At 65.1% G+C, this 26,624-nt stretch carries 23 protein-coding genes and 1 pseudogene; 11 read left to right on the plus strand and 13 right to left on the minus strand.

Features of this window, described 5'->3' with window-relative positions; genetic code table 11:
* Positions 1-49 precede the first annotated feature (49 nt).
* Genes mca through MVA47_RS13000 form a run of 3 tightly spaced genes read left to right on the plus strand, consistent with a single transcriptional unit; the run spans position 50 to position 3,184 of the window.
* Complete coding sequence (gene mca, locus MVA47_RS12990; RefSeq protein ID WP_247210747.1) at positions 50-922, plus strand: mycothiol conjugate amidase Mca; 873 nt, start codon at positions 50-52, stop codon at positions 920-922.
* Positions 919-1,173, plus strand: coding sequence for a hypothetical protein (locus MVA47_RS12995; protein WP_023963047.1), 255 nt, complete (start codon positions 919-921; stop codon positions 1,171-1,173). Before mca ends, MVA47_RS12995 begins: the two co-directional genes overlap by 4 nt.
* Positions 1,145-3,184 carry a thioredoxin domain-containing protein gene (locus MVA47_RS13000; RefSeq protein ID WP_247208249.1) on the plus strand — a complete coding sequence of 680 codons (2,040 nt, stop codon included), beginning with the start codon at positions 1,145-1,147 and terminating at the stop codon, positions 3,182-3,184. Before MVA47_RS12995 ends, MVA47_RS13000 begins: the two co-directional genes overlap by 29 nt.
* On the opposite strand, the gene rocD is transcribed toward MVA47_RS13000, so the two are convergent.
* Complete coding sequence (gene rocD / locus MVA47_RS13005) at positions 3,097-4,332, minus strand: ornithine--oxo-acid transaminase (protein WP_247210748.1); 1,236 nt, start codon at positions 4,330-4,332, stop codon at positions 3,097-3,099. The genes MVA47_RS13000 and rocD overlap by 88 nt on opposite strands.
* 255 nt (positions 4,333-4,587) lie before the next feature.
* Between rocD and MVA47_RS13010 the strand changes: the two genes are divergently transcribed.
* Positions 4,588-5,034: an Lrp/AsnC family transcriptional regulator gene (locus MVA47_RS13010; protein WP_031333588.1), complete on the plus strand. Its 447-nt coding sequence runs from the start codon at positions 4,588-4,590 to the stop codon at positions 5,032-5,034.
* Between the two features lie 257 nt (positions 5,035-5,291).
* On the plus strand, positions 5,292-6,371 hold the full coding sequence (locus MVA47_RS13015) for a 3-deoxy-7-phosphoheptulonate synthase (protein WP_247208250.1): 1,080 nt from the start codon (positions 5,292-5,294) through the stop codon (positions 6,369-6,371).
* A 25-nt stretch (positions 6,372-6,396) separates the two neighbouring features.
* Here MVA47_RS13015 and MVA47_RS13020 read toward each other — a convergent pair.
* Positions 6,397-7,022, minus strand: a pseudogene (locus tag MVA47_RS13020) (hemolysin III family protein).
* Positions 7,023-7,125: 103 nt separating this feature from the next.
* On the opposite strand from MVA47_RS13020, the gene MVA47_RS13025 reads away from it, so the two are divergent.
* On the plus strand, positions 7,126-7,908 hold the full coding sequence (locus MVA47_RS13025) for an isoprenyl transferase (RefSeq protein ID WP_030170951.1): 783 nt from the start codon (positions 7,126-7,128) through the stop codon (positions 7,906-7,908).
* A 50-nt stretch (positions 7,909-7,958) separates the two neighbouring features.
* Here MVA47_RS13025 and coaA read toward each other — a convergent pair whose 3' ends face one another.
* Positions 7,959-8,891 carry a type I pantothenate kinase gene (gene coaA / locus MVA47_RS13030; RefSeq protein WP_023963057.1) on the minus strand — a complete coding sequence of 311 codons (933 nt, stop codon included), beginning with the start codon at positions 8,889-8,891 and terminating at the stop codon, positions 7,959-7,961.
* A 97-nt stretch (positions 8,892-8,988) separates the two neighbouring features.
* Between coaA and MVA47_RS13035 the strand changes: the two genes are divergently transcribed.
* The 3 genes from MVA47_RS13035 to MVA47_RS13045 all read left to right on the plus strand — a co-directional run bounded on the left by MVA47_RS13035 (position 8,989) and on the right by MVA47_RS13045 (position 12,563).
* Positions 8,989-10,224, plus strand: a complete 1,236-nt coding sequence (locus MVA47_RS13035) for a DUF885 domain-containing protein (protein WP_247210751.1) — start codon at positions 8,989-8,991, stop codon at positions 10,222-10,224.
* Between the two features lie 99 nt (positions 10,225-10,323).
* Positions 10,324-11,622 (plus strand): serine hydroxymethyltransferase, encoded by a 1,299-nt coding sequence (gene glyA / locus MVA47_RS13040; protein WP_062799935.1) that lies wholly within the window; start codon positions 10,324-10,326, stop codon positions 11,620-11,622.
* Between the two features lie 77 nt (positions 11,623-11,699).
* On the plus strand, positions 11,700-12,563 hold the full coding sequence (locus MVA47_RS13045; protein WP_247208251.1) for an acyl-ACP desaturase: 864 nt from the start codon (positions 11,700-11,702) through the stop codon (positions 12,561-12,563).
* 35 nt (positions 12,564-12,598) lie between these two features.
* Here MVA47_RS13045 and MVA47_RS13050 read toward each other — a convergent pair whose 3' ends face one another.
* On the minus strand, positions 12,599-13,279 hold the full coding sequence (locus tag MVA47_RS13050) for a GPP34 family phosphoprotein (protein ID WP_247208252.1): 681 nt from the start codon (positions 13,277-13,279) through the stop codon (positions 12,599-12,601).
* 314 nt (positions 13,280-13,593) lie between these two features.
* Here MVA47_RS13050 and MVA47_RS13055 point away from each other — a divergent pair, with 314 nt between their 5' ends.
* On the plus strand, positions 13,594-14,901 hold the full coding sequence (locus MVA47_RS13055) for a PhoH family protein (protein WP_023963065.1): 1,308 nt from the start codon (positions 13,594-13,596) through the stop codon (positions 14,899-14,901).
* Positions 14,902-15,020: 119 nt separating this feature from the next.
* On the opposite strand, the gene MVA47_RS26760 is transcribed toward MVA47_RS13055, so the two are convergent.
* Both MVA47_RS26760 and MVA47_RS13065 read right to left on the minus strand, forming a co-directional pair.
* Positions 15,021-16,634 carry a serine/threonine-protein kinase gene (locus MVA47_RS26760; RefSeq protein ID WP_281504725.1) on the minus strand — a complete coding sequence of 538 codons (1,614 nt, stop codon included), beginning with the start codon at positions 16,632-16,634 and terminating at the stop codon, positions 15,021-15,023.
* Between the two features lie 133 nt (positions 16,635-16,767).
* Positions 16,768-16,950 (minus strand): hypothetical protein, encoded by a 183-nt coding sequence (locus MVA47_RS13065; protein WP_247208253.1) that lies wholly within the window; start codon positions 16,948-16,950, stop codon positions 16,768-16,770.
* On the opposite strand from MVA47_RS13065, the gene MVA47_RS13070 reads away from it, so the two are divergent.
* The gene (locus tag MVA47_RS13070; RefSeq protein WP_247208254.1) at positions 16,940-17,455 is read left to right on the plus strand and encodes a L,D-transpeptidase; all 516 of its coding nucleotides are present in this window, start codon (positions 16,940-16,942) and stop codon (positions 17,453-17,455) included. The two genes, MVA47_RS13065 and MVA47_RS13070, sit on opposite strands and share 11 nt — an antisense overlap.
* Before the next feature lie 85 nt (positions 17,456-17,540).
* Here the strand turns inward: MVA47_RS13070 and MVA47_RS13075 are convergent, their stop codons facing one another.
* The 7 genes from MVA47_RS13075 to MVA47_RS13105 form a co-directional block, all read right to left on the minus strand.
* Positions 17,541-18,950, minus strand: coding sequence for a class II fumarate hydratase (locus MVA47_RS13075; protein WP_023963071.1), 1,410 nt, complete (start codon positions 18,948-18,950; stop codon positions 17,541-17,543).
* A 92-nt stretch (positions 18,951-19,042) separates the two neighbouring features.
* Positions 19,043-20,050, minus strand: coding sequence for a class II fructose-bisphosphatase (glpX, locus tag MVA47_RS13080; protein WP_023963074.1), 1,008 nt, complete (start codon positions 20,048-20,050; stop codon positions 19,043-19,045).
* A 55-nt stretch (positions 20,051-20,105) separates the two neighbouring features.
* Complete coding sequence (locus MVA47_RS13085; protein ID WP_247208255.1) at positions 20,106-21,953, minus strand: NAD(P)/FAD-dependent oxidoreductase; 1,848 nt, start codon at positions 21,951-21,953, stop codon at positions 20,106-20,108.
* A gap of 87 nt (positions 21,954-22,040) precedes the next feature.
* Positions 22,041-23,216, minus strand: a complete 1,176-nt coding sequence (locus tag MVA47_RS13090; RefSeq protein WP_247208256.1) for a helix-turn-helix domain-containing protein — start codon at positions 23,214-23,216, stop codon at positions 22,041-22,043.
* 108 nt (positions 23,217-23,324) lie between these two features.
* Positions 23,325-25,574 (minus strand): MMPL family transporter, encoded by a 2,250-nt coding sequence (locus MVA47_RS13095; protein ID WP_247208257.1) that lies wholly within the window; start codon positions 25,572-25,574, stop codon positions 23,325-23,327.
* Positions 25,575-25,673: 99 nt separating this feature from the next.
* Positions 25,674-26,276 (minus strand): DUF4245 domain-containing protein, encoded by a 603-nt coding sequence (locus MVA47_RS13100; protein ID WP_030170993.1) that lies wholly within the window; start codon positions 26,274-26,276, stop codon positions 25,674-25,676.
* A 64-nt stretch (positions 26,277-26,340) separates the two neighbouring features.
* Positions 26,341-26,619, minus strand: a complete 279-nt coding sequence (locus tag MVA47_RS13105; RefSeq protein ID WP_247208258.1) for an exodeoxyribonuclease VII small subunit — start codon at positions 26,617-26,619, stop codon at positions 26,341-26,343.
* Positions 26,620-26,624 lie beyond the last annotated feature (5 nt).

The following is a 26,624-nucleotide window of genomic DNA, read 5'->3' on the forward strand; positions in this document are numbered from 1 at the left end:
ATTGACGACGGTGTGAAGGTGAGGACTACGCGTGGGTGGACTACGACTCATGGCGGTGCATGCGCACCCTGACGACGAGTCCAGCAAGGGTGCGGCCACCATGGCCAAGTACGCGGCCGAGGGCCACGACGTTCTGGTGGTGACTCTCACCGGTGGCGAGCGCGGCGACATCCTGAATCCGGCGATGGACTTGCCGGGCATCAAGGACCGGATGCCGGAAGTCCGTCGCGAGGAGATGGCCAAGGCCGCCGCAGCTCTCGGTGTGCAGCAGACCTGGCTCGGATTCGTCGACTCGGGGTTGCCCGAAGGTGACCCGCTGCCACCGGTGCCCGAGGGCTCGTTTGCCACGGTCCCACTCGACGAGGCCACCGAGGCGTTGGTACGGGTGGTACGGGATTTCAAACCGCACGTGATGATCACCTATGACGAACTCGGCGGATACCCCCATCCCGACCACATTCGGTGCCACGAGGTGTCGATGGCGGCGTACGAGACGGCGGGCGACCCGGACCGGTTCCCTGACGCCGGCGAACCGTGGACGGTGTCCAAGATCTACTACACGCACGGCTTCATCCGCGACCGGATGGTGTTGTTCTCCGATGAGTACGCCAAGATCGGCAAGGAGAGCCCCTTCAAGGAGTGGCTCTCGAAGTGGGATCCCGAACGCGGCAACCTGATGGGCCGCGTGACCACCCAGGTGACATGCGGCGAGTACTTCCCGCAGCGCGACGAGGCGCTCCGGGCCCACGCCACGCAGATCGACCCGAACGGTGTGTTCTTCGCGGTCCCGATGGACTGGCAGCTCCGGCTGTGGCCGACCGAGGAGTTCGAGTTGGCGAAGACGAGGGTCAAGACCGCAATCCCCGAGACCGACCTGTTCGCGGGTATCGAACCCGATGCAAGTGAAGGTGAGGCGTCATGAGTGCCACTGCATACGCTGCGGCGCAGCTCACCGATGTGTTGGCCAAGACGGAGGGTCCCGAGTTCGGCAAGGCGTCGCCGCTCGGCCTCCTGGTCATCTTGTTGCTGCTGGTGGGAACCGTCTTCCTGATCTGGTCCATGAACCGGCACATCCGCAACCTGCCCAAGAAGTTCGAGCGGGACCATCCTGAGGCCGATCAGGCCGCCGACGACGGGACCGACCTTGACCCGAGACACCAACAGCCTCGCTGAGGCGACCAGTCCCTACCTCCGTCAGCACGCCGACAACCCGGTCCACTGGCAACAGTGGAGCGCCGACGCGCTCGCCTGGGCGCGCGAACGTGACGTGCCGATCCTCCTCTCGGTCGGTTACGCGGCATGTCACTGGTGTCATGTCATGGCGCACGAGTCGTTCGAGGACAACAACACCGCGGCCGTGATGAACGCGAACTTCGTGTGCATCAAGGTCGACCGTGAAGAACGCCCCGACATCGATGCGATCTACATGAACGCCACCGTCGCGATGACAGGGCAGGGCGGGTGGCCGATGACCTGCTTCCTGACTCCCGATGGCCGTCCCTTCTACTGCGGCACCTATTTCCCGCCGCGGCCCGGTCGCGGTATGCCGTCGTTTGTCCAACTGCTCGAGGCGATCACCCAGACGTGGGAGCACAAGCGTGACGAGATCGACCGTGTCGGTTCTGCCGTCGTAGACCAGTTGCAGGCCAATGCTTCCGGCCTGCCCGAAGCTCAGGTGCCCATCGACCCGGAGCTGCTCGACCATGCGGTGACCACGATCCTCGAGGAGGAGGACCGCACCAATGGTGGATTCGGTGGCGCACCCAAGTTTCCGCCATCCGCTCTGCTCGAAGGGCTGATCCGGGAGACCGAGAGGTCCGGTGACCTCCGGGCGCTCGACGCTGCTGTGCGGACCGCGGCGGTGATGGCCCGGGGCGGTATCTATGACCAACTCGGTGGTGGTTTCGCGCGGTATGCGGTGGACCAGAACTGGGTGGTCCCGCATTTCGAGAAGATGCTCTACGACAACGCGCAATTGCTGCGGGTGTACGCGCATCTGGCGCGCATCACCTCGGATCCGTTGGCGCAGAGGATCACCGAGGAGACGGTTGCTTTCCTCGAAGCCGACCTCAAGGTCGTCGGTGGTTTTGCTTCCGCCCTCGATGCCGACACCGACGGCGTCGAGGGGCTGACCTACGTGTGGACGCCCGCGCAACTCGTAGAGGTTCTGGGGGCCGACGACGGCGCCTGGGCCGCCGACTTGTTCACCGTGACGCCCACCGGAACCTTCGAAGAGGGGACGTCCACGTTGCAACTGCGGCGCGACCCCGACGATGTCGAGCGATACCGTTCGGTGCGAGCGCGCCTTTCGGCGGCACGGGCCGAACGCCCGCAACCCGCGCGTGACGGCAAGGTGGTCACCGCGTGGAACGCCATGGCCATCACGGCGCTCGTCGAAGCTGGCGCCGGACTGAACCGGCCGGACTGGGTGGATCTGGCGGCCTGGTGCGCCCAGGAGATGTTGCAGCGCCACATCGTCGACGGACGGCTGAGACGCTCTTCGCTCGATGGGCATGCGGGTGCCCCGCTGGCCGTCCTCGACGATCATGCGGCGCTGGTGACCGCTCTGCTGGCACTGCATCAGGTGACCGGCGAAAGGCGTTGGCTCGATGCCGGACTCGACTTGCTCGACACCACCATCGACCTGTTCTCGGACCCGGAAGCGACCGGCTCGTGGTTCGATGCCGGCGTCGACGCCGAGGGCTTGCTGACCCGACCGCGCGATCCGATCGACGGCGCGACCCCCTCGGGCACCTCCTTGATCGCCGAGGCGCTGCTGACCGCGGCCCCGCTGTCGCCGGTGCAACGCGGCCTGCATGGATCGGGTGAGTACGCCGCGCTCGCCGATGCGACGTTGGCGCGTGGAGGTGTGCTGCTGGCCAAGTTGCCGCGGTCGGCCGGACATTGGCTGGCAGTGTCGTCCGCAGCGGTCGCAGGCCCGGTGCAGATAGCGGTGGCGCAGGCGGACACCGAGCCGACCGAACTGCTGACCCAGGCTCGCGTTCTTGCTCCAGGCGGCACCGTGGTGGTGGGAGGAACGCTCGACTCGGCGCCCCTGCTCGAGGGCCGACCACCCGTGGACGGCAGGGCAGCGGCTTATGTGTGTCGTGGGTCGATGTGCGGCCTACCGGTGACCTCGGTGGAAACGCTGGCGGAGCAGCTGGCCAATACATCCGCGAATTGATCCATCGCCCAATCGATCTCGTCTATCGTGATGACGATGGGTGGTGCGAGGCGCAAGGTGGATCCATGAGTGTCCTTCACCAGCACACCCCGCTGGGCCAGTGCGGTGCTCAGTTCCTTGCCGGTTCCCAGAGCTGGGTCGACATCGATGCCTGCCCAGAGCCCGAGGCCGCGAATGTCGGTGAGGCCCATGGTGCTCAGCTCGTGTAACCGGCGATGAAGATGGTCTCCCAGGACGGTGGCACGGTCTTGCCAGTAACCGGTTTCGAGCATGCCCACCACAGTCGAACCCACCGCTGCGGCAAGCGGATTGCCACCGAAGGTGGAGCCGTGCTCGCCCGGGTGCAACACCCCCAGCACCGAACTGTCGGCCACCACTGCCGACACGGGCAGGACGCCCCCGCCGAGCGCTTTGCCCAGGACGTAGAGATCGGGGACCACCTGCCAGTGGTCGGAGGCGAAGGTTGTCCCTGTTCGTCCCAGGCCGGACTGGATCTCGTCGAGGATGAGCAGAACGTCTGTCTCCGAACAGATCCGGCGAACCTCCGGCAGGTAGTCGCGCGGTGGAACGATGATGCCCGCCTCGCCCTGGATCGGCTCGAGCAGGACCGCGACGGTCGTGTCGTCGATGGCTGCGGTCAAGGACTCGGCGTCGCCGAAGGGGACGATACGAAAGCCCGGCGTGAACGGGCCGAAGCCGCGGCGCGCGGTCTCGTCGTCGGAGAAGCTCACGATCGTGGTGGTCCGCCCGTGGAAGTTCCCACCGGCCACCACGATCGAGGCGGTCTCGGCGGGTACGCCCTTGACGTCGGTGCCCCATTTGCGAGCGACCTTGATGGCCGATTCGACGGCTTCGGCACCGGTGTTCATGGGTAGGGCCATGTCCTTGCCGCACAGGTCGGCAAGATCGCGGCAGAAGGGGCCGAGCCGGTCCGAGTGGAGTGCGCGACTCGTGAGCGTCACGCGTGTGAGCTGATCGGCCAGCGCGGCAAGGATCTCGGGGTTTCGATGGCCGAAGTTGAGCGCTGAATAGCCCGCGAGGCAGTCGAGGTATCGCGCACCGGCGACATCGGTGATCCAGGCGCCCTGTGCCGAGGCGGCGACCACCGGCAGGGGCGAATAGTTGTGTGGGACATGGCGTGCGGCCATCGCGATGTGCTCGGCAGTGGCGAGGCCGGGACAGGGGATCGGCGAGGGGATGTCGGTGTCGAGGGTCATCTGCTCAGGGCCGGATCGAGCGGCGGCAAAAGAGAGCAGGAGAGCTTCATACATCAAGGGTAGGGACACCGTCTGACGCAAGCAATGCTCGTGCATTGCGCACAGAGAGCGCATTTGTTGTCGCATCTGGCAAAATGGGGTGATCCGTTGCGTCGGGCCAGCGGACCATCGAGCGGGAAGTGACGACTGGCTGTGTTGGACAACCTCGACGAGGCGATCCTGGGTTGTCTGACCAAGGACGCACGACAGACCTACGCCCAGATCGGCGAGCAGGTCCGGTTGTCGGCACCGGCGGTGAAACGCCGGGTCGACCGGCTGGTGTCGTCCGGTGTGATCCGGGGTTTCACGGTTGTGACCGACCCGGCGGCACTGCAGTGGACAACCGAGGCGTACGTGCAGGTCTTCTGCCGCGGAACCGTCGCCCCGGACATCTTGGCGCGGTCGTGGGAACACATCACCGAGGTGGTCAGCGCCGCGACGGTGACGGGGAAGGCCGACGCGATCCTGCGTGTGGTGGCCCGCGACGTCCAGCATCTCGAGGAGGCGCTCGAACGGATCCGCTCGGCGGAAACGGTGGACCACTCCGAGAGCATCATCGTGCTGTCACGAGTGATCGACCGCGGCCGGCCCTGAGCGCTCCGGGGACGGCGCCTGACATGCAACATTGGGCACCGCGGCATTCACGTGCTACTTTGGCCGACGTGAACATCAGTGCGCGCGTGTATTGGCGCTTTATCGAGGCTCCGGGTGGAGCCGCCGATACAGCGCTTCGCTGACGCGTCCACACACCCGGAGCCCCGAGCAGTGACCACCTTCTGGTTGCTGCTTTTTCTTTGTCAGGGCACCGGTCAACAGGTGATGGTGCCCTTCGAATCAGGAAGGCACACAACATGACCAGCGGACTCAACGGACACGGAACGTTGTCCGGTCCCAACACCTCGGACCGCAGGATCCGCGCGCTGCGCGAGATCCCTTCACCCGACACCGTGCGCGCCGAATTGCCGCTGACCGGCCGTCGGGCCGAAGTGGTGCAGCGCGACCGCGATGAGATCGCCGACATCCTGGCGGGTCGCGACGATCGGCTGCTCGTCATCGTGGGGCCGTGCTCGGTGCACGACCCGGTTGCCGCGATCGACTACGCACGCCGGCTGGCACCCATCGCTGCCGAACACGCCGATCGGCTGAAGATCGTGATGCGGGTGTACTTCGAGAAGCCGCGGACCACGGTCGGGTGGAAGGGCCTCATCAACGACCCCGGCATGGACGGCAGTTTCGACGTGGAACGCGGCCTGCGCGTCGCCCGCGGCCTGCTGCTCGACCTCATCGATCTCGGCCTGCCCGTCGGTTGCGAGTTCCTCGAACCCACCAGCCCGCAGTACATCGCGGATGCGGTGGCGTGGGGCGCGATCGGCGCCCGGACAACGGAGTCGCAGGTCCACCGGCAGCTGGCCTCTGGGCTGTCGATGCCGATCGGCTTCAAGAACGGTACGGACGGGAACGTCCAGGTGGCCGTAGATGGTGTGAAAGCCGCTGCTGCACAGCACGTCTTCTTCGGAGTCGACGACTTCGGTCGCGGTGCGATCGTGGAGACCGAGGGAAACACGGACTGCCACATCATCTTGCGCGGCGGCACAGCGGGTCCCAACTTCGATGTCGGTTCGGTGGACGGGGCACTGGCTTCGCTCGCCAAGGCAGGCCTTCCCGAACTCGTCATGATCGACTGCTCCCATGCCAATTCCGGCAAGGACCACATCCGGCAGGCAGAGGTTGCCACCGAGGTCGCCGCAATGATCGCGAGCGGTCAGCGCGGGATCAGCGGGGTCATGCTGGAGAGCTTCCTCGTCGCCGGTGCCCAGGCCCCGGACGCCGAGCCCCTCACCTACGGACAGTCGGTCACCGACAAGTGCATGGACTGGGATGCGACAGTGACTGTGATGCAGGCGCTTTCGGCGGCCAAGACGCGGATCTGACCGCAGCGGGTGGCTGGTCGGTGGCCTATTCGAACAGGACCAGCCACACGGCGATGTAGTGCACGATCGCCGCGATCACCGTGCATGCGTGAAAGAACTCGTGATGTCCGAAGGTGGTCGGCCAAGGGTCGGGCCAGCGGGTGGCGTAGAGGACGCCACCGATCGTGTAGAACAGGCCACCGACCGCCAGCAGCACCACCACCGCCACCCCGACGGAGTCGATCAGCTCGGGGATGACGGCCACGATGGTCCAGCCCAGCAGGATGTAGAGCGGGACCCCCAGCCATCGGGGTGATCCCGGCCAGAGGACCTTGAGGGTGGCGCCGGCCAAGGCGCCGGTCCACACGACGACGAGGACGGCGACCTGTTCGGGGGTTCGAGCCCCATCACGCAGAGCGGGGTGTAACTGCCCGCGATGAAGATGAAGATCATCGAGTGATCGGCCCGCTTCATCCAGAGCTTGGCCGTATCGGAGGTCCAGTCGACGCGATGGTAGGTGGCGCTGACGCCGAACAGACCACAGACGGTCAGGGCGTAGATACCGCACGCCAGTGCTGCCATCGGACCGATCAGCGCCCACGCCACCGCAACCAGGACGAGGCCCGTGACGATGGCGACGAAACCTGCGTACAGGTGGATCCAACCGCGCATTCGGGGCTTGAGCTCGGCCAGCAGCGCCAGTTCGGAATCGATCACAACTTACGGTACCGAAGGTTCGGGCTGACCTCCATCGTCGCCGCGTAAGGTGTAGCGGGTGAAGCTCATCCCCGACGCCATGCGCGGACCCATGTACCGGGTCTACGAGCGTCGGCTGACTCACTATCTGGATCCGTCGCAGAACCCCAGGCACATAGCGATCATCTGCGATGGCAACCGGCGATGGGCTCGCGAAGCCGGATTCGAGAACGTCAACCACGGGCACCGGGTCGGGGCGCAGAAGATCGCCGAGGTTCTCCGGTGGTGCAGCGAACTCGGCATCGAGACCGTGACCATCTACCTGCTCTCCACCGAGAACCTGAATCGTGATTCGGCCGAGCTCGGCGAGCTGCTGCAGATCGTGCCCGACATCGTCGAGGAGATCTCGGCGCCGGGCCAGCCATGGCGGGTGCAGATAGTCGGCGCGCTCGACCAGCTGCCCGACGAGGTTTCCGCGCGGCTCAAGGCGGCGCAACAACAGTCCTCCGGACGTACGGGACCCAACGTGAACGTCGCCGTCGGCTACGGCGGCCGTCAGGAGATCGTCGATTCCGTCCGGTCCCTGCTGGCCGACCGTATCGCGGCGGGCGACTCACCCGATCAGCTCATCGACGCCGTCACGGTGGAAGCCATCGACCAGAATCTCTACACCCGCGGCCAGCCTGATCCCGATCTGGTGATCAGAACCTCGGGGGAGCAACGGCTCTCGGGATTCCTCTTGTGGCAGAGCGCGTATTCGGAGATCTGGTTCACCGACGCCTACTGGCCGGCGTTCCGGCGCGTGGACTTCTTGCGCGCACTGAGGGATTACGCCGCCCGCAGCCGACGCTTCGGCAAGTGATCGCAGCCGACGCTTCGGCAAGTGATCTCAGCCAAGGCCGGCGTCGGGTGTCAGATCTTGCGCAAGCGCACGCGATTGATGGCGTGATCGGCGTCTTTGCGGAGTACCAGAGTGGCTCGCGGCCGGGTCGGGAGAATGTTCTCCACGAGGTTCGGCCGGTTGATCCCGTTCCAGATGTCCCGGGCGGCAAGGGTGGCCTGTTCGTCGGTCAGCGACGAGTAGTGGTGGAAGTGCGAATGTGGATCGGCGAATGCGGTGGTGCGCATCGCGAGGAAACGATGGATGTACCAGTCCTCGATGTCCTCGATCCGGGCGTCGACGTAGATCGAGAAATCGAAGAGGTCCGACACCATCAGCCGTGACCCGGTCTGCAGCACGTTCAGGCCCTCGACGATGAGGATGTCGGGTTGTTGCACATGGTGTTTCGTGTCGCGGACGATGTCGTAGGTGAGGTGGGAGTACACCGGCGCCGAGACATCGGCGGCCCCTGATTTCACCTCGGTGACGAACCGGAGCAGAGCGCGGCGGTCGTACGATTCCGGGAAACCCTTGCGGTGCATGATTCCGCGCCGTTCGAGTTCGGCGGTGGGGTAGAGGAATCCGTCCGTGGTCACCAGGTCGACCTTCGGATGACTTTCCCACCGCGCCAGCAACGCCTGGAGCACACGCGCGGTGGTCGACTTCCCGACGGCCACACTGCCGGCGACCCCGATGATGAAGGGCACCTGGCGTTCGGGCTGCCGCTCGCCGAGGAATGTCGCGGTGGCCGCGAACAGCCGTTGCCGGGCGGCGACCTGGAGATGAATCAAACGGGACAGCGGCAGGTAGACGTCGGCGACCTCGGTGAGGTCGATCTGCTCACCGAGCCCTCGCAGGTCGCGCAGTTCACCCTCGGTCAACACCATGGGCATCGACTGACGAAGGTCGCGCCATTGCCTGCGGTCGAGTTCGATGTACGGACTCGGCTCGGTCATTCGCGACATGTCAACAATCGATCCGTGGGACCCATGGCATGTCATCAGTCTTGCGAACGCCTGGCAGGCAGGTGACTTCGGGGTGGTGTCGGTACCGTTTGACCCCATGCACACCAATGCGGTCGTCGAGCAGTATCTGCGGCTCGGGCTGGCTTTCGATCGCCTCGAACCGGGCTTCGTCGATGCCTTCACCGGCGATCCGGCCTTGCGCCGAGAGGTCGAGAACGCGTCGGCCCCCGATCCCCGGGAACTGGCGCGCCGAGCCGCGACCCTGCGGGCCGAAGTGGACGGGGCCGGCCTGACCCCTCAGCGTGCCCAATTCCTGACCTCCGCTTTGCGTGCGCTCGAATGCTCCGCCCGAAAGTTCGCCGGCGACGAGATCACCTTCGTCGACGAGGTGCGCGACTACTTCGACGTCGACATCGAGATGGGCGACCCCGAGCACTATCGGCAGGCGCACCTCGACCTCGACGCGCTCCTCCCCGGTGGTGGCGACCTCGCGGATCGTTACGCCGCGCATCGCCGTTCCGAGGAGATACCAGCCGACAAGATCGCCGATGCGGTCTCGGCCTTCAGCAGCGCTTTGCGCGACAAGGTGCGCGGCACCTACACATTGCCGGACACCGAGGTCGTCGACTTCGAGGTCGTCGCGGACAAACCGTGGTCTGGTTTCAACTATTACCTGGGCGACTACCGCTCCCGCGTCGCCATCAACGGCGACCTCACGCAGTACATGTCGTCGCTGCCACATCTGATCGCGCACGAGGCCTATCCGGGACACCACACCGAACACTGCCGCAAAGAGCAGATCCTGGTGGGTGGGGGACAGATCGAGCAGACGATCTTCTTCGTGAACACGCCCCAATGCCTCATGGCCGAGGGCCTGGCCGACCATGCGCTGGTCGCCGCGGTCGGTCCTGATTGGGGTACGTGGGCGCAGGAGATCTACGCCGACCTCGGCCTGCGTTTCGACGGCAGGCGCGCCGAGGCGATCGGCAAGGCAACCGGGGGACTGCTCGGTGTTCGCCAAGACGCGGCGCTCCTGCTGCACGACAGAGGTGCCGACCACGACACCGTTGCGGCGTACCTGCGGCAATGGTTGCTGGCGACAGACGAGCGGGCCAGGCAGATGCTGCGTTTCCTGTCGTCACCGCTGTGGCGCGCGTACATCAGCACCTACGTCGAGGGATATCGGCTGCTGCAGACGTGGCTCGAAGCCGGCGTCACGCAGGGCACCGGCAGTTCGATTCCTGCCGGTGACCACCTCGCTCGGTTCGGCCGCTTGCTCGACGAACCCCTCACCCCGGCGGCGCTGCGCGCCGAACTCTCTTTCCAGAGCTGATCGGCTCAGGCGCAGTTTTCACGACGTCGGACCCGTCTCCTAGACTGGCGGACGAGTACTCACCACCTCTTACGCTGCTTCGCGCGCCCAAGGAGAACAATGACCGACGTCAACACCGCATCCCTGGCTGAGCTAGATCCGGATGTGGCGGCCGCGATGAACGGGGAGCTGACCCGTCAGCGGGACACCCTCGAGATGATCGCGTCGGAGAACTTCGTACCGCGCGCGGTGCTGCAGGCGCAGGGCAGTGTGCTCACCAACAAGTACGCCGAGGGCTATCCGGGTCGCCGGTACTACGGCGGATGCGAATACGTCGACGTCGTCGAGGACATCGCCCGCAACCGGGCCAAAGAACTGTTCGGTGCCGAGTTCGCCAATGTGCAGCCACATTCGGGTGCCCAGGCCAACGCTGCGGTGCTGGCTGCCCTGATGGAACCCGGCGAGACGCTGCTCGGGCTCGACCTCGCCCATGGCGGCCACCTCACCCACGGCATGCGGCTGAACTTCTCCGGCAAGCTCTACGAGAACGCTTTCTACGGCGTGAGCAAAGAAGACTTCCGGGTGGACATGGACGAGGTGCGCAAGATCGCCCTCGACACCAAGCCGAAGGTGATCGTCGCCGGCTGGTCGGCCTACCCCCGGACCCTCGATTTCGAGGCCTTCCGGTCCATCGCCGACGAGGTCGGTGCCCACCTCTGGGTTGACATGGCCCATTTCGCCGGGCTGGTCGCCTCGGGGCTGCACCCGTCACCCGTGCCGTACGCCGATGTGGTGTCGTCCACGGTCCACAAGACTCTCGGTGGCCCGCGGTCGGGCATCATCCTCGCGAAGCAGGAATGGGCGAAGAAGCTGAACTCGGCCGTGTTCCCCGGTCAGCAGGGCGGCCCGCTCATGCACGTGATCGCCGCGAAGGCCGTGGCCTTGAAGATCGCCGCCAGCGACGATTTCAAGGAGCGACAGGAACGCACTCTGGTGGGCGCGAAACTGCTCGCCGAGCGACTCACCGCCAAGGATGTGAGCGACGTCGGCGTATCGGTCCTCACCGGTGGCACCGACGTGCACCTCGTGCTCGTCGATCTGCGCAACAGCAATCTCGACGGTCAGCAGGCCGAGGATTTGCTGCACCAGGTCGGGATCACCGTGAATCGCAACGCCGTGCCGTTCGACCCGCGACCGCCGATGGTCACCTCCGGTCTGCGCATCGGAACCCCGGCACTTGCGACTCGGGGCTTCGGTGAGGATCAGTTCCGCGAGGTCGCCGACATCATCGCGTCCGCGCTTGTCGGTGGTCAGTCGGCCGACGTCACCGCCCTGCGTCAGCGGGTGTCTCAGCTCGCTCTCGACTTCCCGTTGTACGAGGGCCTCGAGCAGTGGGGTCTACTCAGCACCACACGCTGAACGTCGGCGGCCGAGCGCCCGCGGTGCGGACCCGCCGGGCATTTCGCATATCCCGGGTCGGCCTCTAGTCTGTCCGGGTGAATGATTTGACCCAGGACGAGCTGCTCTACGCCTTGGAAAAGGCGATTCCGGAGATCATGGAAGAGCACCACGCTGCTGCCGAGGCATGGAACCCGCATGACTGGGTGCCGTGGGACGACGGCCGCAACTTCGCCTTCCTGGGCGGCGTCGATTTCGACCCCGATCAGCCGGCGCCGCTGCCTGCCGATGCCGCAGCCGCAGTGCTCGCGCTGCTGCTGACCAAGGACAACATGCCGTCCTACCACCGGTTGATGGCACAGAAGGCGTCGATCTTCGGTGCCTGGCAGCAGGTCATCGGTTCGTGGACGGCCGAGGACAACCGGCATTCGATCGCGTTGCGCGACTACCTGGTGGTCTCGCGTCTGGTCGATCCCGAGGTCGCCGAGAATCTTCGGCTGCATCACATCACCAAGGGCAAACTCCAGAGTCCGGTCTCGCTGACCGACTATCAGATCCTCGACGTGATGGCGTTGCTCGCCGTGCACGAGCTGCAATGCGTGGCCTTCGAAGAGAAGCTGCTCGCCGATTCGGACAACGAGGTGCTCACCGCCATCGTCAGCCGCATCCTCCACGACGACCGCGTTCAGGCCAAGACTTTCACCAACTTCTTGAACGCCGGCGTGGACGCCAACATCTCCGAGTTGGTCACCGCCGTCGACAAGGCGATCTCCGAGATGGAACTGATCGGTGCCGACGTGGACAACTTCGGTGATCTCGACCTCATTGCCAAGTACAACGCGGAGGCATCGACCTACGTCGCGTCGACGTTGGTCGCTGACCTCAAGCTGCAGAGCCTCGGCGGGCTGAGCGACAAGGACGAGGCCGCACGGCAACGAATCCTGGCGGCCGCCGGCCTGTAGACCTCCGCCACAAAGCCGGGCGGAACCGATCTGGCTCAGCCGCCGCCGTTGCTCGTCCCTGCGGCGGCAGCCGCGATCGTGGCCGTCGTGATGGCTGTCGTGGCGGCGGCAACCGCGTCTCTCACGGCATCGGCAGCCCAGGCGCCCTCGGCGACCTTTTTCGCGCGTTTCTTGATCTCGCGCCCGGGTACGTCCGAGCCGTCCACTGTCTTGTGTGCACGGTCGACCGCCGACAGCAACGCGATGAGCGCGCCCGCGCGGTCGTCAGGCGGGACCTGACGCACGAGAACCGTGGTGATCGCCTTCTTCAGCTCGTTCTTGTGACTGGTGTCGAGTGCGGGAAACCGGGTGCGGCGGATTCCCAACACCTCGGTGTCGTGGCGGTCGAGGAGCCCCCGTTTCACCATGCGTTCGGCAAGCTCGGTCTTGAGTCCCTTCCCGATCTTGTTCACCAAACTCTGCGCAGTCCGGTCTTTCTCCGCGATTGTGCGAACCGCCCGCCCGAGAATCGGGTCGGTGACGCGCGCAGCATCGACCACGTGCACCTTGGGTTGCTTCCAGCGACTCCGTTTGCCGGCATCCACAGCACCGGCGAGGGCCAATTCGAGGAGAACCGCGCCGCCGAGTGCTGTGCTCACCGCCGTAGCGGATGGGGTGGTGCCCTTGTTGTCATCGAGCAGCAGAAGCAGAAGGTCTTCGGCAATGAGGGTGCTCATGTCCATCGACGTTAGCAATACGGCGTCCGAAATCGGGCAAGGAACAGCCCGCTGTCACCCACTGGACAGTTAACCGATTATTCACGGACACGCGTCGTTTCCGACGAGCCGACACGCCGCACTCGGCGTACTTTGACGAGTGACGGGCCGCGGGGAAGTGGTTCGTCCGGGAGGTTCGATCGTTGACTTGCTTGCGTGAGTGCGAGAGGACCGGCCCCGGTCCTTGTGGACGTGGCAACCCTGCCGCATCTGCCAGAACCGACCGGTCCAGCAACACCAGTCGAAGTGGTGCCACTTCGTCTTAGGAGCCCTTCGTGACCACACGCGATGCTCGTACCTATGTCCTCGACACCTCGGTGTTGCTGTCCGACCCTTGGGCGGTAACACGATTCGCCGAACACCACGTGATCTTGCCGCTGGTGGTCATCGGTGAACTCGAGGGCAAACGCCATCATCATGAACTGGGCTGGTTCGCCCGCGAGGCGTTGCGGATGCTCGACGACCTCCGCCTCGAGCACGGCCGGCTCGATCAGCAGATCCCGATCGGGGATCTCGGTGGCACCGTCCAGGTAGAGCTCAACCACACCGATCCGGCAGTCCTGCCGGCGGGCTTCCGCACCGACACCAATGATTCGCGAATCCTGGCTTGCGCGTTGAACCTTCGCGCCGAGGGCAAGGATGTGACGCTGGTGTCCAAGGACACCCCGTTGCGGATCAAGGCCGGAGCGGTGGGTCTGGCTGCCGACGAGTATCACGCTCAGGACGTGGTGACGTCCGGTTGGTCGGGTATGACAGAACTGGATGTCGATTCTTCGGTGATCGACACACTTTTCGCCGACGGCGTCGTGGATATCGATTCGGCCCGAGATCTGCCCTGTCATACCGGAATCCGTTTGCTGGGAACGAATTCCAGCGCCCTGGGTCGGGTCAACCCGCAGAAGCAGGTGCAGTTGGTCCGGGGTGAACGTGAGGTGTTCGGGCTGCGTGGTCGCAGTGCGGAGCAGCGTGTTGCCCTTGATCTGTTGCTCGACGACAGCGTGGGCATCGTGTCGATGGGCGGCAAGGCCGGCACCGGCAAGTCTGCTCTGGCCCTGTGCGCAGGTCTCGAAGCGGTACTCGAGCGGCGAACCCAACGCAAGGTGGTCGTCTTTCGTCCTCTGTATGCCGTCGGTGGACAAAACCTCGGTTATCTTCCCGGCAGCGAGTCCGAGAAGATGGGGCCCTGGGCGCAGGCCGTGTTCGACACCCTGGAGGGGCTCGCGTCCACGGAGGTGATCGAGGAGGTCCTCAGTCGTGGCATGCTGGAAGTCCTTCCGCTGACCCATATTCGGGGACGTTCACTGCATGACTCTTTTGTGATCGTCGACGAGGCGCAGTCGCTGGAGCGCAATGTCTTGCTGACGGTGTTGTCGCGCTTGGGATCTGGTTCGCGGGTGGTGCTCACCCATGATGTGGCCCAGCGTGACAATCTCCGTGTCGGTCGGCACGACGGTGTCGCTGCGGTGATCGAAAAGCTCAAGGGGCACCCGCTTTTCGCGCATGTGACGTTGACGCGTAGTGAGCGGTCGCCGATTGCGGCCCTCGTGACGGAAATGCTGGAGGAGTTCGCGCCGGGAGCGTAGCGAGCGGGCGAAATCTGACTCAGCGCGCCGGGAGCGTAGCGAGCGGGAAAGGTGCGGCAGATCGCAGTGATGCGTTCTGCCGCACCTTTGTTTGTGGCTGCGGCTGCCGGCAGTGGGTGTCAGCAGTTGTCGGGCGAGATGGGGATGTCGGGGTCGCTGGTGGTGTCGAGCACTTTGCCGTAGCGCTCCGGGTAGGCGGGGAGCGCGGCGCAGACTGCCGATCGCCCTTGTCCGACAACCACATAGGCGGCGTAGATCAGGTTTCCGCTGTCGTCGCGTGGTCGCAGTGACGGGCACGACTGGTCGGTGCGTAGGTATCGCGCGCCGGGGTGGTTGTCCAGGGCGGCGGCCATGTCGCTGCGGTATCCGGCTGGATCGGTGGAGTTGGCGACCACGATGATGCCGGTTCCATCGCATGCCGGAGTGCTGATCGGTGTCGACAGTCCGAGGTCGGCAGCGTTGGGTACCTGCTGAACCGAGGGCGTCGAGGTGGTGGCCTGCACCCGCTGCGACTGTTCGGCCTGCTGTGGGGGAAGTGGTGCCGGTCCCTGGGCGGACTGCGTGATGGTGGTGACACTCGTTTGCGGTCCGGGGTTCTGCTCGGCGGCGGCGGGTTCGTCGTCCGACTTGGGCCAGAGGACTGTTGCCGCCACCGCGGAGGCCGTGATGACGAGGACGGCGAGCAACCCGATGATCAATGGTGTGTGAGACCGGCCGGTCGAGGGTGAAGGCGGCGGTGGTGGTCCCGCAGGTCCCGGGTACCCGGGGCGCTGCATCACGGTCGGCGCCGTCGCGGCGGACGAGATGTGATCCGGCGGTGGGGTGGTGCCCTGTGGGTTCGTCGGCGGTACGGAAGTTGGCGGTAAGGAAGGCAGTCCGAGCAGGGTGGGGGCGTGCTGGGCGTCGTGTGGGGTGTGCGCGGCGGGGGGCGGGGATCCGGGCGTCGGTGGAAGATCCATGGCGGCGCTCAGTTCGCGAGCGAACTCGCCACACGAGTTGTAGCGGTCGCCGGGTTCGGTGGCCAGGGCCCGATCGAGAACGGGACGGATGGCAGGAGGGATCTCGCGACCGGCGCCAGGAGGCGCACCGGTCAGCAGCGCGAACACAGTGCACCCGAGAGCGAACACATCGGCTCGGGCATCGACGGGCAGGCCGCGGAGCTGTTCGGGTGCGGCGTAGGCCATCGTGCCCACCACAGCGCCTGTCGAGGTGAGTCCGGCGACGTCCGAGGCCGGGCGCGCGATGCCGAAATCCATGAGCATCACGCGGTGCGGGATGGATTCGGTGAGCATGATGTTGCCGGGTTTGACGTCCCGGTGCAGGAGCCCTCGTCCGTGCGCGTAATCGAGTGCGGCTGCCACCTCGGTGGCTATCGGGACAACCAACGCGGGCTTCACCCCGCGCGGGTAGATGGCCAGCAACTCCGCGGCATCGGTCCCTGGCACGAAGTCCATGCTGATCCACAGATTGCCCTGGAACTCTCCGCGGTCGTGCACGGTCACGATGCCGGGGTGCCAGAGCTGGGCCGACAGATCGGCTTCGCGGATGAAGCGACGCCTGAACTCCTCGTCGGAGACGGTACTCGAGCCGGGGAGGGACGCCGGGAGAACCTTGAGGGCGTCCGACCGCGGCAGCCGCGGGTGCTTGGCGAGGTAGACCTCGCCCATTCCGCCGGCACCGAGCTGACGTTCGATGGTGTAGCCGGCAAAGACACTGCCCGATGCGAGCGGCATGAAGACCCCCGATTTTCTCCTGTGGCGACCGGCATCGAAGCACTTTCCCCTCGTGCACACGGTCGGCAGTGATCAGATTAGTGCAACCTTGTGATCGGTCTGAGACGCACTACGAAGAACCGCCCTGGCATACTCACGTGGTGCTGATGTTGTCTGTGAGGCGTATGTGGTCAGTGTTGTCACTGCTCGCCGCCGTATGTGTCGCAACCGCGATGGTTGCTCCCACCCCTGCCGGTGCGGTCGAGGTGGTGACCCCGCCGGCGTTCCCGACGTCGACCCAGATGATCACGGTGAGTTCGGCGACAGTGACCGACACGACCGCGACCCTGACGGCTTGGGAACGCGACGAGGCGGGTATCTGGACCGCGGTCATCGGACCAACCGAGGCCTACCTCGGTGCGGAGGGAATCGGCATTCCCCGCGACAACGTCTGGCGGACGCCGATGGGCGTGTTCGCGCTCGACCAAGCCTTCGGCAACCAGCCGAATCCCGGAACCGAGATGCCCTACTTCCAGGCGGACGACCAGGATTGGTGGGACGCGTTGCCGGGGTCGCCGACGTACAACACCCATGTGCGTGCACCGCAGAGCCCGGGTGGCGACAGTGAGCACATCCTGTCCACCGGTGACATCTACGACTACGTGGTGAACATCGCGCACAATCCGCAGCGGGTACAGGGCTACGCGTCAGGCATCTTCCTGCACGTCACCAATTACGAGCCGACCTGGGGCTGTGTCGCCATCGACCGCGACGTCATGCGTCAGATCGTGCAATGGCTCGACCCGGCCCGTCAGCCCGTGATCAACATCGGGCTCGCCTGACCCAGATACCGAAAAATGTGCCCTTTTGGCGAGGATAACCCCAGGTGGGGCTCGCCAAAAGGGCACATTTTCGGGATTGGGGTGACTACCGCTCGCGGTCGAGGTTGGCCATCTTGAGCACGTCGAGGCGCTTGTCGAGTTCTTCTTCGCTGAGCTTGTCACCGATCAAACCGCGGTCGATGACGGTCTGGCGGATGGTCTTCTTCTCCTTGAGTGCCTGCTTGGCCACTGCGGCTGCCTCTTCGTAGCCGATCGCGCTGTTGAGTGGGGTGACGATCGAGGGCGACGATTCTGCGAGGGTCTTGAGACGCTCCTCGTTGGCCTCGAGACCGATGATGCAGCGATCGGCGAACAGCCGGGACACGTTGGCGAGGAGTTTGACCGACTCGAGTACGTTTCGCGCCATCATCGGGATGTAGACGTTGAGCTCGAACGCCCCGTTGCCACCGCCCCACGTGACCGCCGCGTCGTTGCCGATGACCTGCGCGGCGACCTGCGTAACAGCTTCGGGCAGAACCGGATTGACCTTGCCGGGCATGATGGAGCTGCCGGGCTGCAGATCGGGCAGCTGGATCTCACCGAGACCGGTCAGTGGGCCTGAACCCATCCAGCGGATGTCGTTGGCGATCTTCGTGAGCGAGACGGCCACGGTCTTGAGTGCACCCGACAACTCGACCAGCCCATCGCGTGCGGCCTGGGCCTCGAAGTTGTCCTTTGCCAGCGAGAGTTCGTTGACACCGGTCAGATTGATCAGTTCGGCGACGACCTTGGTCCCGAACCCGTCGGGAGCGTTCAGACCCGTACCCACCGCGGTTCCACCGATGGGCAGTTCGCCGACCCGGACCAACGTGGCCGAGACGCGCTCCGCCGAAGCCTCGAGCTGGCGGGCGTACCCACCGAACTCCTGGCCGAGGGTGACCGGCACCGCGTCCATGAGGTGGGTGCGACCGGACTTGACGACCTCGCGCCAGGCAGAAGCCTTGTCGGCCAAGGCTTCCTGCAGATGCTGCAGGGCCGGGATCAGATCGGTGACCGCGGCTTCGGTCGCAGCCACATGGGTCGCGGTGGGGAAGGTGTCGTTGGACGACTGCGACATGTTGACGTGATCGTTGGGGTGGATCGTGACGCCGTTGTTCTTTGCGATCGAGGCGATGACCTCGTTGGCGTTCATGTTGGAGCTGGTACCCGACCCCGTCTGGAACACGTCGATCGGGAACTGATCGTCGTGTTTGCCGTCGGCGATCTCTTTTGCTGCCGAGATGATCGCGTCGGCCTTGTCACCGTCGAGCAGACCGAGGTCCTTGTTGACCTGAGCACATGCCGCCTTCAGCAAACCCATCGCGCGGATCTGGGTGCGCTCGAGGGGCCGGTGGCTGATCGGGAAGTTCTCGACCGCGCGCTGGGTCTGTGCTCGCCACAACGCGTCGATCGGCACCCGGACCTCGCCCATGGTGTCGTGCTCTATCCGGAACTGTTCGGCAGGTGAGTCGCTCATGCCTCGATACTTTGCCACCTGTGGTGAGGGTGCCCGAAGGGCACCCTCACTGTGCTGCGGCTCCGCAGAGCGGAGCGCCGCTCGGCGGGGGATCAGTCCTGGAAGGTGTTCGCGGCGATCTCGGCGACTTTCTGGCGGGTGTGGCGGCCCTCGACGGTGCGAATGGTGCCCGAGCGCGAGCGCATCACCAGCGAGCGGGTGGTCGCCCCGTTCGCCCGGTAGCTGACACCACGGAGCATGTCGCCGTTGGTGACGCCGGTGGCGCAGAAGAACATGTTCTCGCCGCTGACGAGGTCTTCGGTCTTGAGTACCCGATCGAGATCATGGCCGGCGTCGATGGCCTTCTGCTTCTCGGCCGCGTTGCGTGGCCACAGTTTGCCCTGGATCTCGCCGCCCATACATTTCATCGCCACGGCGGTGATGATGCCCTCCGGGGTGCCGCCGATGCCCATGAGCATGTCGACGGAGCTCTCCTCCTGCGCTGCGGCGATCGCGCCTGCGACGTCGCCGTCCGAGATCAGTCGGACCTTGGCGCCCGCGGCGCGGATCTCGCCGATCAGACCCTCGTGGCGCTCGCGGTCGAGGACCACGACGGTGAGGTCGGCGACCTCGATGCCCTTCGCCTTGGCAACGGCCTGGACGTTGAACTCGACGGATTCGTTGATGTCGACGACGCCCGCCGCATCGGGACCCACGGCGATCTTCTCCATGTAGAAGACGGCGGACGGGTCGTACATGGTGCCGCGCTCGGACACTGCGAGCACGGCGATCGAGTTGGGGCGACCCTCGGCCATCAGGGTGGTGCCGTCGATCGGATCGACGGCCACGTCGACCTCGGGACCTTCGCCGTTGCCGACCTCTTCGCCGTTGTAGAGCATCGGCGCTTCGTCTTTTTCGCCTTCGCCGATCACAACGACGCCGCGCATCGACACGGTGGACAGCAGTTGCCTCATCGCGTCGACCGCGGCGCCGTCGCCGCCGTTCTTGTCGCCTTTACCGACCCAGCGGCCCGCGGCGAGAGCGGCCGCTTCGGTCACGCGCACCAGCTCCATCGCCAGGTTGCGGTCCGGGGCCTCGAATTGGTGGGAATCGGCTGACATGGAGGGCCTCCTGGAATCGCGGCGAATACTGTTGAAGGCCATCCTTTCATGCCCGTTACTGCAGGTGGTGCACCGGTGCCTGGCCGTAGACGTGCACGTTCATCCCTGCCTCGCGGGCTTTGAGCTGCAACGCGAGGTAGCGCGAGTAGTGCCGGGACTGGTGCAGATTGCCGCCGTGGAACCACAGGTTCGCCTGTGCGGTGGGCTTCCACATGTTGCGGAGCTCGCCTTCCCACGGCCCCGGGTCCTTGGTGGTTCCCGATCCCAGCCCCCAGCACTTGCCGACCTTGTCGGCCACCTCCTGCGAGATCAGCTGTGCGGCCCAGCCGTTCATCGAGCCGAACCCGGTCGCCATGACGATCAGATCGGCGTCGAGCTCGGTGCCGTCGGACAAGATCACCGAGTGCGAACGGATCTCGGTGATGTGGGCGGGTGCCCTCAACTTGACCTTGCCGTCGGCGATGAGTTCGGAGGCGCCGACGTCGATGTAGTAGCCCGAGCCGCGACGCAGATACTTCAGGAACAACCCCGATCCGTCGTCGCCGAAGTCGAGCATGAACCCGGCGGCCTCGAGACGGTCGTAGAACTCCTTGTCCTGCTCCCGAATCGTGTTCCACGCGGGGATCTGGAAGTCGGCCAGCAGGCCGTACGGAATGGACCCGAAGATCAGATCGGCCTTCTCGTGGTCGATGCCGTTTGCGAGCGCCTCCTCCGAATAGAGGGGACCGAGCACCTCGCGCATCAGCGACTCGGACCGCACGATGTGTGTGGTCGACCGCTGGATCATCGTGACGTCGGCGCCGTTCTCGTACAGGTCAGCGCAGATGTCGTGTGCGGAGTTGTTGGCTCCCAACACAACTGCCTTCTTGCCCGCGTACTTCGCGCCGCCGGTGTGCTGCGAGGAATGCACCAGATCACCCTGGAAGGTCTCGGCACCGGGAATGTCGGGGATGTTGGGGATGCCCGACATTCCGGTGGCCATCACCAGCTGAGTCGGCTTGAGCGTCAAGGGTTGTCCATCACGTTCGAGCTCGACCGTCCACTCCTGGGCAGCGTCGTCGAACGAGGCGCGGCGGCACACGGTGTTGCTCCAGTAGTCGAGCTCCATGATCTTGACGTAGCTTTCCAGCCAGTCGCCCATCTTGTCCTTCGGGGTGAACACCGGCCAGTCGTCCGGGAAGGGCAGATAGGGCATGTGGTCGTACCACACCGGATCATGAAGGGACAGAGAGTAATACCGGCTTCGCCACTGGTCGCCGGGCCGGGGGTGCTTGTCGATGACCAGTGCCGAGACGCCGAGGCGCCGGAGCCTTGCGGCCAGCCCGATCCCGCCCTGCCCTCCGCCGACGATGAGCACGTACGGCTGGGTGGTGGTGCCGAGCGATTGCTGCTGTTCGGTTCGCCGGTCGAGCCAGTTCTTGCGCCCGGGGACCACGCCGTGTTCAGCCCCCTTGATGCGCCGGGTTCCTTTGCTCTCGGGGAACTCGAGGAGTTCCTGCGCCGAGGTGAGGAAGGTCCAGCACTTGCCGTCGCGCAGGCGCATCAGGCCTTTGCCCCGCAGGACCGGGGTCGTGAACGTGTACCACGCCTCGATCACTCGGCCCGCTTCATTTCCGTCGGCGTCCTCCCCGGAGCCGGCTGCCTCTGCGGCGTCACCGTCCAACTGGAAGTTGCCAGGTGTCGAGTGCGGCAGCGTCGCGGCGAGCATCTTCGCTAGATCGTCCTTGCCCTCGGCGGTGGTGAGGTTCCAGCTCAGCGCCACCAGGTCGCGCCAGTAGCAGTCATCGACGAACAATTCGGTGACAGCACTGACGTCGCCGGTGTCGCGGGCGTGTGCAAGGGCGCATTCCAGATCGGTGAGGAAAGCCTGCGCCGTCTGAGTAGGCGAGACGGTGGTGGTCATGTACAACTCCTTCGCGTGAGGTGGATCACACCTGACGGTAGGGGTCGATGTGGACGCCCGGGAGGGTTGCAGGGGGTTGCAGCGAGGTCAGATGACCGAGGCGGGGACCGTCAGTCGATAGGGCCGGGTGGCCAGAAGTGGACCGAGCGTGCGGCGGATCCGCGAGATCTCGGCGCGAACGCTCACCGTGTGATCACCTGGTCCGTACAGCCGGGCGGACAGCTCCCTCGCGCTGAGCCCACTGGGATGCGCTGCGAGAACTCGCAACACGTCGAACTGCCGTGGGGTCAGCGGGTGCGAGGTGTGGTTGTTGTCGTCCACCGAGATACGGGCACACGGTGGTTCGGCGGTGAGCTCGAGGGTGGTGTGGCGTTGGGTGGATCGCTCGAGCTGCCACAGATCTCCGACCGGGATGCTGTCGAAGTGTCCGAGGCTGGGGATCCAGACGGTGCCGGGTCGCAGTCCGCCAGGGACGAACAGCCGTTCATTGACCGCGAGGCCCCGGGTGGCGACGACCCAGCCGCCGCGGTCGAGAATCAGCGCATCGACGCCGCCGGGCTCGAGCAGGCCGGCCGCGGCCTGGCTGTGGGTTCGGAGGCTCTCACGGTGCAATGACCGTAGTTCGGCATTGATGGCATCAAGCGTGGAGCACACCAGCGACAGCGTGTGCGGGTGTGCTGTGCGCAGGCCGCCAGACAGCGTCACCGCTCCGAGTACCGAATCGTCTCGGGGGTCGATCAACGGCCCGCCCGTGCACACCCAGCTGTGGTGATCGGGGTGCGCGTGCTCGGACCCGAAGATCTGCACAGGTGACCGGTCGGCCAGGGCGGTGCCCAGACCGTTTGTGCCGACGGCTTTCTCGGTCCACGACGCGCCTTCTACGAAGCCGAGCGTCTCGGAGCGTCGACGCACCTGTGGTGGGCCGGCCACCCACAGGACCACACCGTCCCTGTCGCAGAGCACGAGTTCGGTGGCGGTGTCGGTGCAGCTGGCCAGCAACCGTTCGCGTAAGGAGTCAGATGCGTGGGTGAGCAGTGGGTCGGCCCGGCGCCGATGGGCCACCTCGTCTGCCGGCCGATGGTCGGGATCCTGGTATCTGGGCGGCTGCCGTTCCCACGATCTCGCCACCTCTTTCCGGACGCCGGTCGGGATGGCACCCGTCGCCGACCACTGCTCGAACATCGCGTCGAGCCGTCGCATGTGGACACGCGGGTCCTGGTCGATACGCAACGCGCTCGACGGGCGGGTCAACGGTGACGACACAGGGTTCTCCGGCTCTGATGGACACCGTGATTCTACGTGAGCCCGGTCACACAGCACTCACCCCCGTCGACACGTGTCGACGGGGGTGAGGTGGCCGGTGAAGCGAGATCAGTCGGCAGAACCGACGGTGGCAGGCTGCGGCTTGTCGTCGCCGGCGTCCGAATCGATCGGGATCTTCCGGATCGCAGTGCCCTCCATGTCGACATTGGGCAGGACCTTGTCGAGCCACTTGGGCATCCACCAAGCCTTGTCGCCCATGATCGTGATCACCGCAGGCACGATCACCATGCGCACCACAAACGCGTCGAAGAACACGGCCGCCGCGAGAGCGAAGCCCATCATCTTCGAGCTGGTGTCGGGTGCCAGCATGAACGCCGCGAACACGGCGATCATGATGATGGCTGCCGACGCGACCACGCGGGCACCGTGCTTGTAGCCGATGATCACCGACTCCTTGGCGGACAGACCGTGCACGTACTCCTCACGCATACGGGTGACCAAGAAGACCTGGTAGTCCATCGCCAAGCCGAACACCACGCCGATCATGAAGATCGGCAGGAACGAGATGATCGGCTGGGTGTGCGTGATCAATCCGAAGTGGCCGAGCTGGAAGATCGCCACCGTGGCACCGAACGTCGCGCACACCGAGAACAGGAAGCCGATGGTCGCGGTCAGGGGGACCAGGACGGAACGGAACACGACCATCAGGATCAGGAAGGCGAGTCCGACCACCAGAACCAGGTAGGGGATCAGCGCTGAACTCAGCTTCGCCGAGATGTCCGACATGATCGCCGTCTGCCCACCCACGTTGAGGGTGACGCCCTCGGCATCCGTGGTCGAGGAGTAGTCACGGATCTGTTCCATCAGATCGTGGGTCTGCGGACCGCTCGGTGACTGCTGCGGCGTGACCGAGATGAGGGCTGACGTCGCGCCGGCTTTCGTGTCCTGTTTGTTCGGACCGTTGCCCGTCCAGGTCAGCTGACCGGGGTTGGCGACGTTCTGCAGGGTCTTGATGTGCTCGACCGTCTGGTCGGCCGCAGCGGCGACGGACCCGCCGTCGGTGTCGTTGAGCACCACCAGGAGTGGGCCGTTGATACCTTCACCGAATCCTCGCTGCAGCAGTTCGGTCGCGGGGACCTCGGCGTCGGTTGTCGACGACAGCCCGAGCTCCAACTTCGACATCGGCAAGGCGACCACGACGAGCGCGAGCAGCGACACGATCGCGATCGGCCACGGGTATTTCGTCACGAACTTCGCGAAGCGATGGCCGTTGGACATCGAGTCCTCGGGCTCGTCGCCGTGACGGACCTTGGGGATGCGCGGCGAGAAGGCGAACCGACCGAACGCCCCCAGCAATCCCGGGATCAGTGTGATGGCACCGAGCACCGCGATCAAGACCGCAAGAGCCGCCGCCAGACCCATCTGCGAGATGAACGGGATACCCACCACCGACAGTGCGGCGACGGCGATCATCACCGTGAGACCCGCGAACACAACTGCCGAACCCGCGGTTCCGACGGCACGGCCCACGGCGGCCTCTCGAGATCCACCCAGGTTCAGTTCACTGCGGTAGCGGGAGACGATGAACAGCGCGTAGTCGATGGACACCGCGATACCGAGCATGGTGATGATGCCGGTTGCGCTCTCGTTGATGTTGAACACGCCGGCGCCCAGGGTGACCAGCATGATGGTAATCATCACACCGAGGATGCCGGTGATGATGGGGATGAATGCCGCCACGATGGCACCGAAGGCAACGATCATCACCACGAACGCGATGACGAATCCGAGCATCTCGGCGGTGCCGCCCTGCTCGAAGACCTGCATCAGGGAACCGGTGCCCTGGACATCGAGACCGCCGACGCGGAACTCCTTGAGGATGTCCTCGAATTGCTCTTTGTCCTCGAGGGTGAGGTCTTCGACGTTGATGTCCTGATCGATCTGCATCAAACCGACCCGGCCGTTGTCCCCGAGGACGTTGGGGGCCAGCGCCGGATCGGCTTCGGCCACCTCGACCGGATTGACGATGGTGTCGGGCGCGACCAGATCGGGCAAGGTCCTGAGTTTCGCGACGAGTGCGTCGATGTCCGCGGTGTGCGCTTCGAGCCCGTTGTCCGCGGCGACGAGAACACTCGTGGACGCCTTGAACTGCTCGTCGTTGATTGCCGGGAAGTTCTCCTTCATGAGGGACATCGCTTTGTCCGAGTCGGTACCCGGGAGCTCAAAGTCCTTGGAGAACTTGGGATTCAGACTGCTCACCAGTGTGATGACCAGGGCCGCAAGCAATAGCCAACTGACGATCACCCACCATTTGTGCCTAAACGAGAATCGTCCGAGTCGATACAGAAACATTGCCATAGCGCCAGAGCCTATAGCCCTAGGGCGACAACAGTCCTCACCCGGAAGATTGATATTCAGCGAACATCGGAGCCGACGGGTCGGCCCGGGGTCGGACACCTATCCGGTGGGGAGAACCCGTCCGTTCGAGTTGGCGCCCGGCAACGGCGAGGCAGCCAGCACCGCCGATGCCAGTGTCGAGAAGTCGTCGTCCTTTGCCTTGTTCGACTTCAGTCCGATCCGGACGTCGCCGAGGTCGGTGACCCACACCGTCCGGCCACCGTCGGGTTTGCCATAGGCAACCCATTTTCGGCCACCGACATCGCGGGTGCCCGCGCCGAGCAGGGTCTCGTCGTCCGAGAGGTATCCGACCACGGCATCCTGGGTCGCATTCGTCTGGCTGAGCTGAATGTAGACGCCGTTGGCCGTGATGTAGCCGGCATTGGAGACGACGGTGTTCTCCAGTGCGACGGTGGTACCCGAGTTGGGCTTCCAGTCCGCCGGTGTCTGGGGCAGCCGGATGGGGAACGTGACCGATCGGGCATCGGCACGGAGCCCGTTCGCGACGTCGTACGCCGGGACCTTGTCGTCGCCGGAACCGCCGGTCAATCCGACCGAGCAGTTACCGGACACGACCGCGATGAAGGCACACAGCAACAGCAAGGGGATCAACGACCAGATCATGTCCTTGTTGTTATTGAGGATGCGGGGTTTTGCGGCCACGATCCGAGTATTGCAGGCAGCGGCGATCGGTCATAAACGCCGAGTACGGGGCAGCGGTGTCCGCTCAGTCCTGGTCGTCGAAGTCGTCGTCTTCGTCGTCGGCGTCTGCGAGGTCCTCCTCGGAGCCCAGGACTGCCTCGATGCGGTTGCGTGCGCCCTCGAGGTGTTCTTCGCACCGGCGTGAGAGGGCCTCCCCGCGCTCCCACAGTTCCAGGGACGCATCGAGGTCGAGGCCGCCCTGTTCCAGGGTGCGCACGACAACGATCAACTCATCGCGTGCCTGCTCGTAACCCAACTCCGATACCGGGACCGGTCCTTCGATGTCCTGCTTCTTCGCTGCCACGTCTG

This window comes from Williamsia sp. DF01-3, assembly GCF_023051145.1.
GTDB lineage: Bacteria > Actinomycetota > Actinomycetes > Mycobacteriales > Mycobacteriaceae > Williamsia.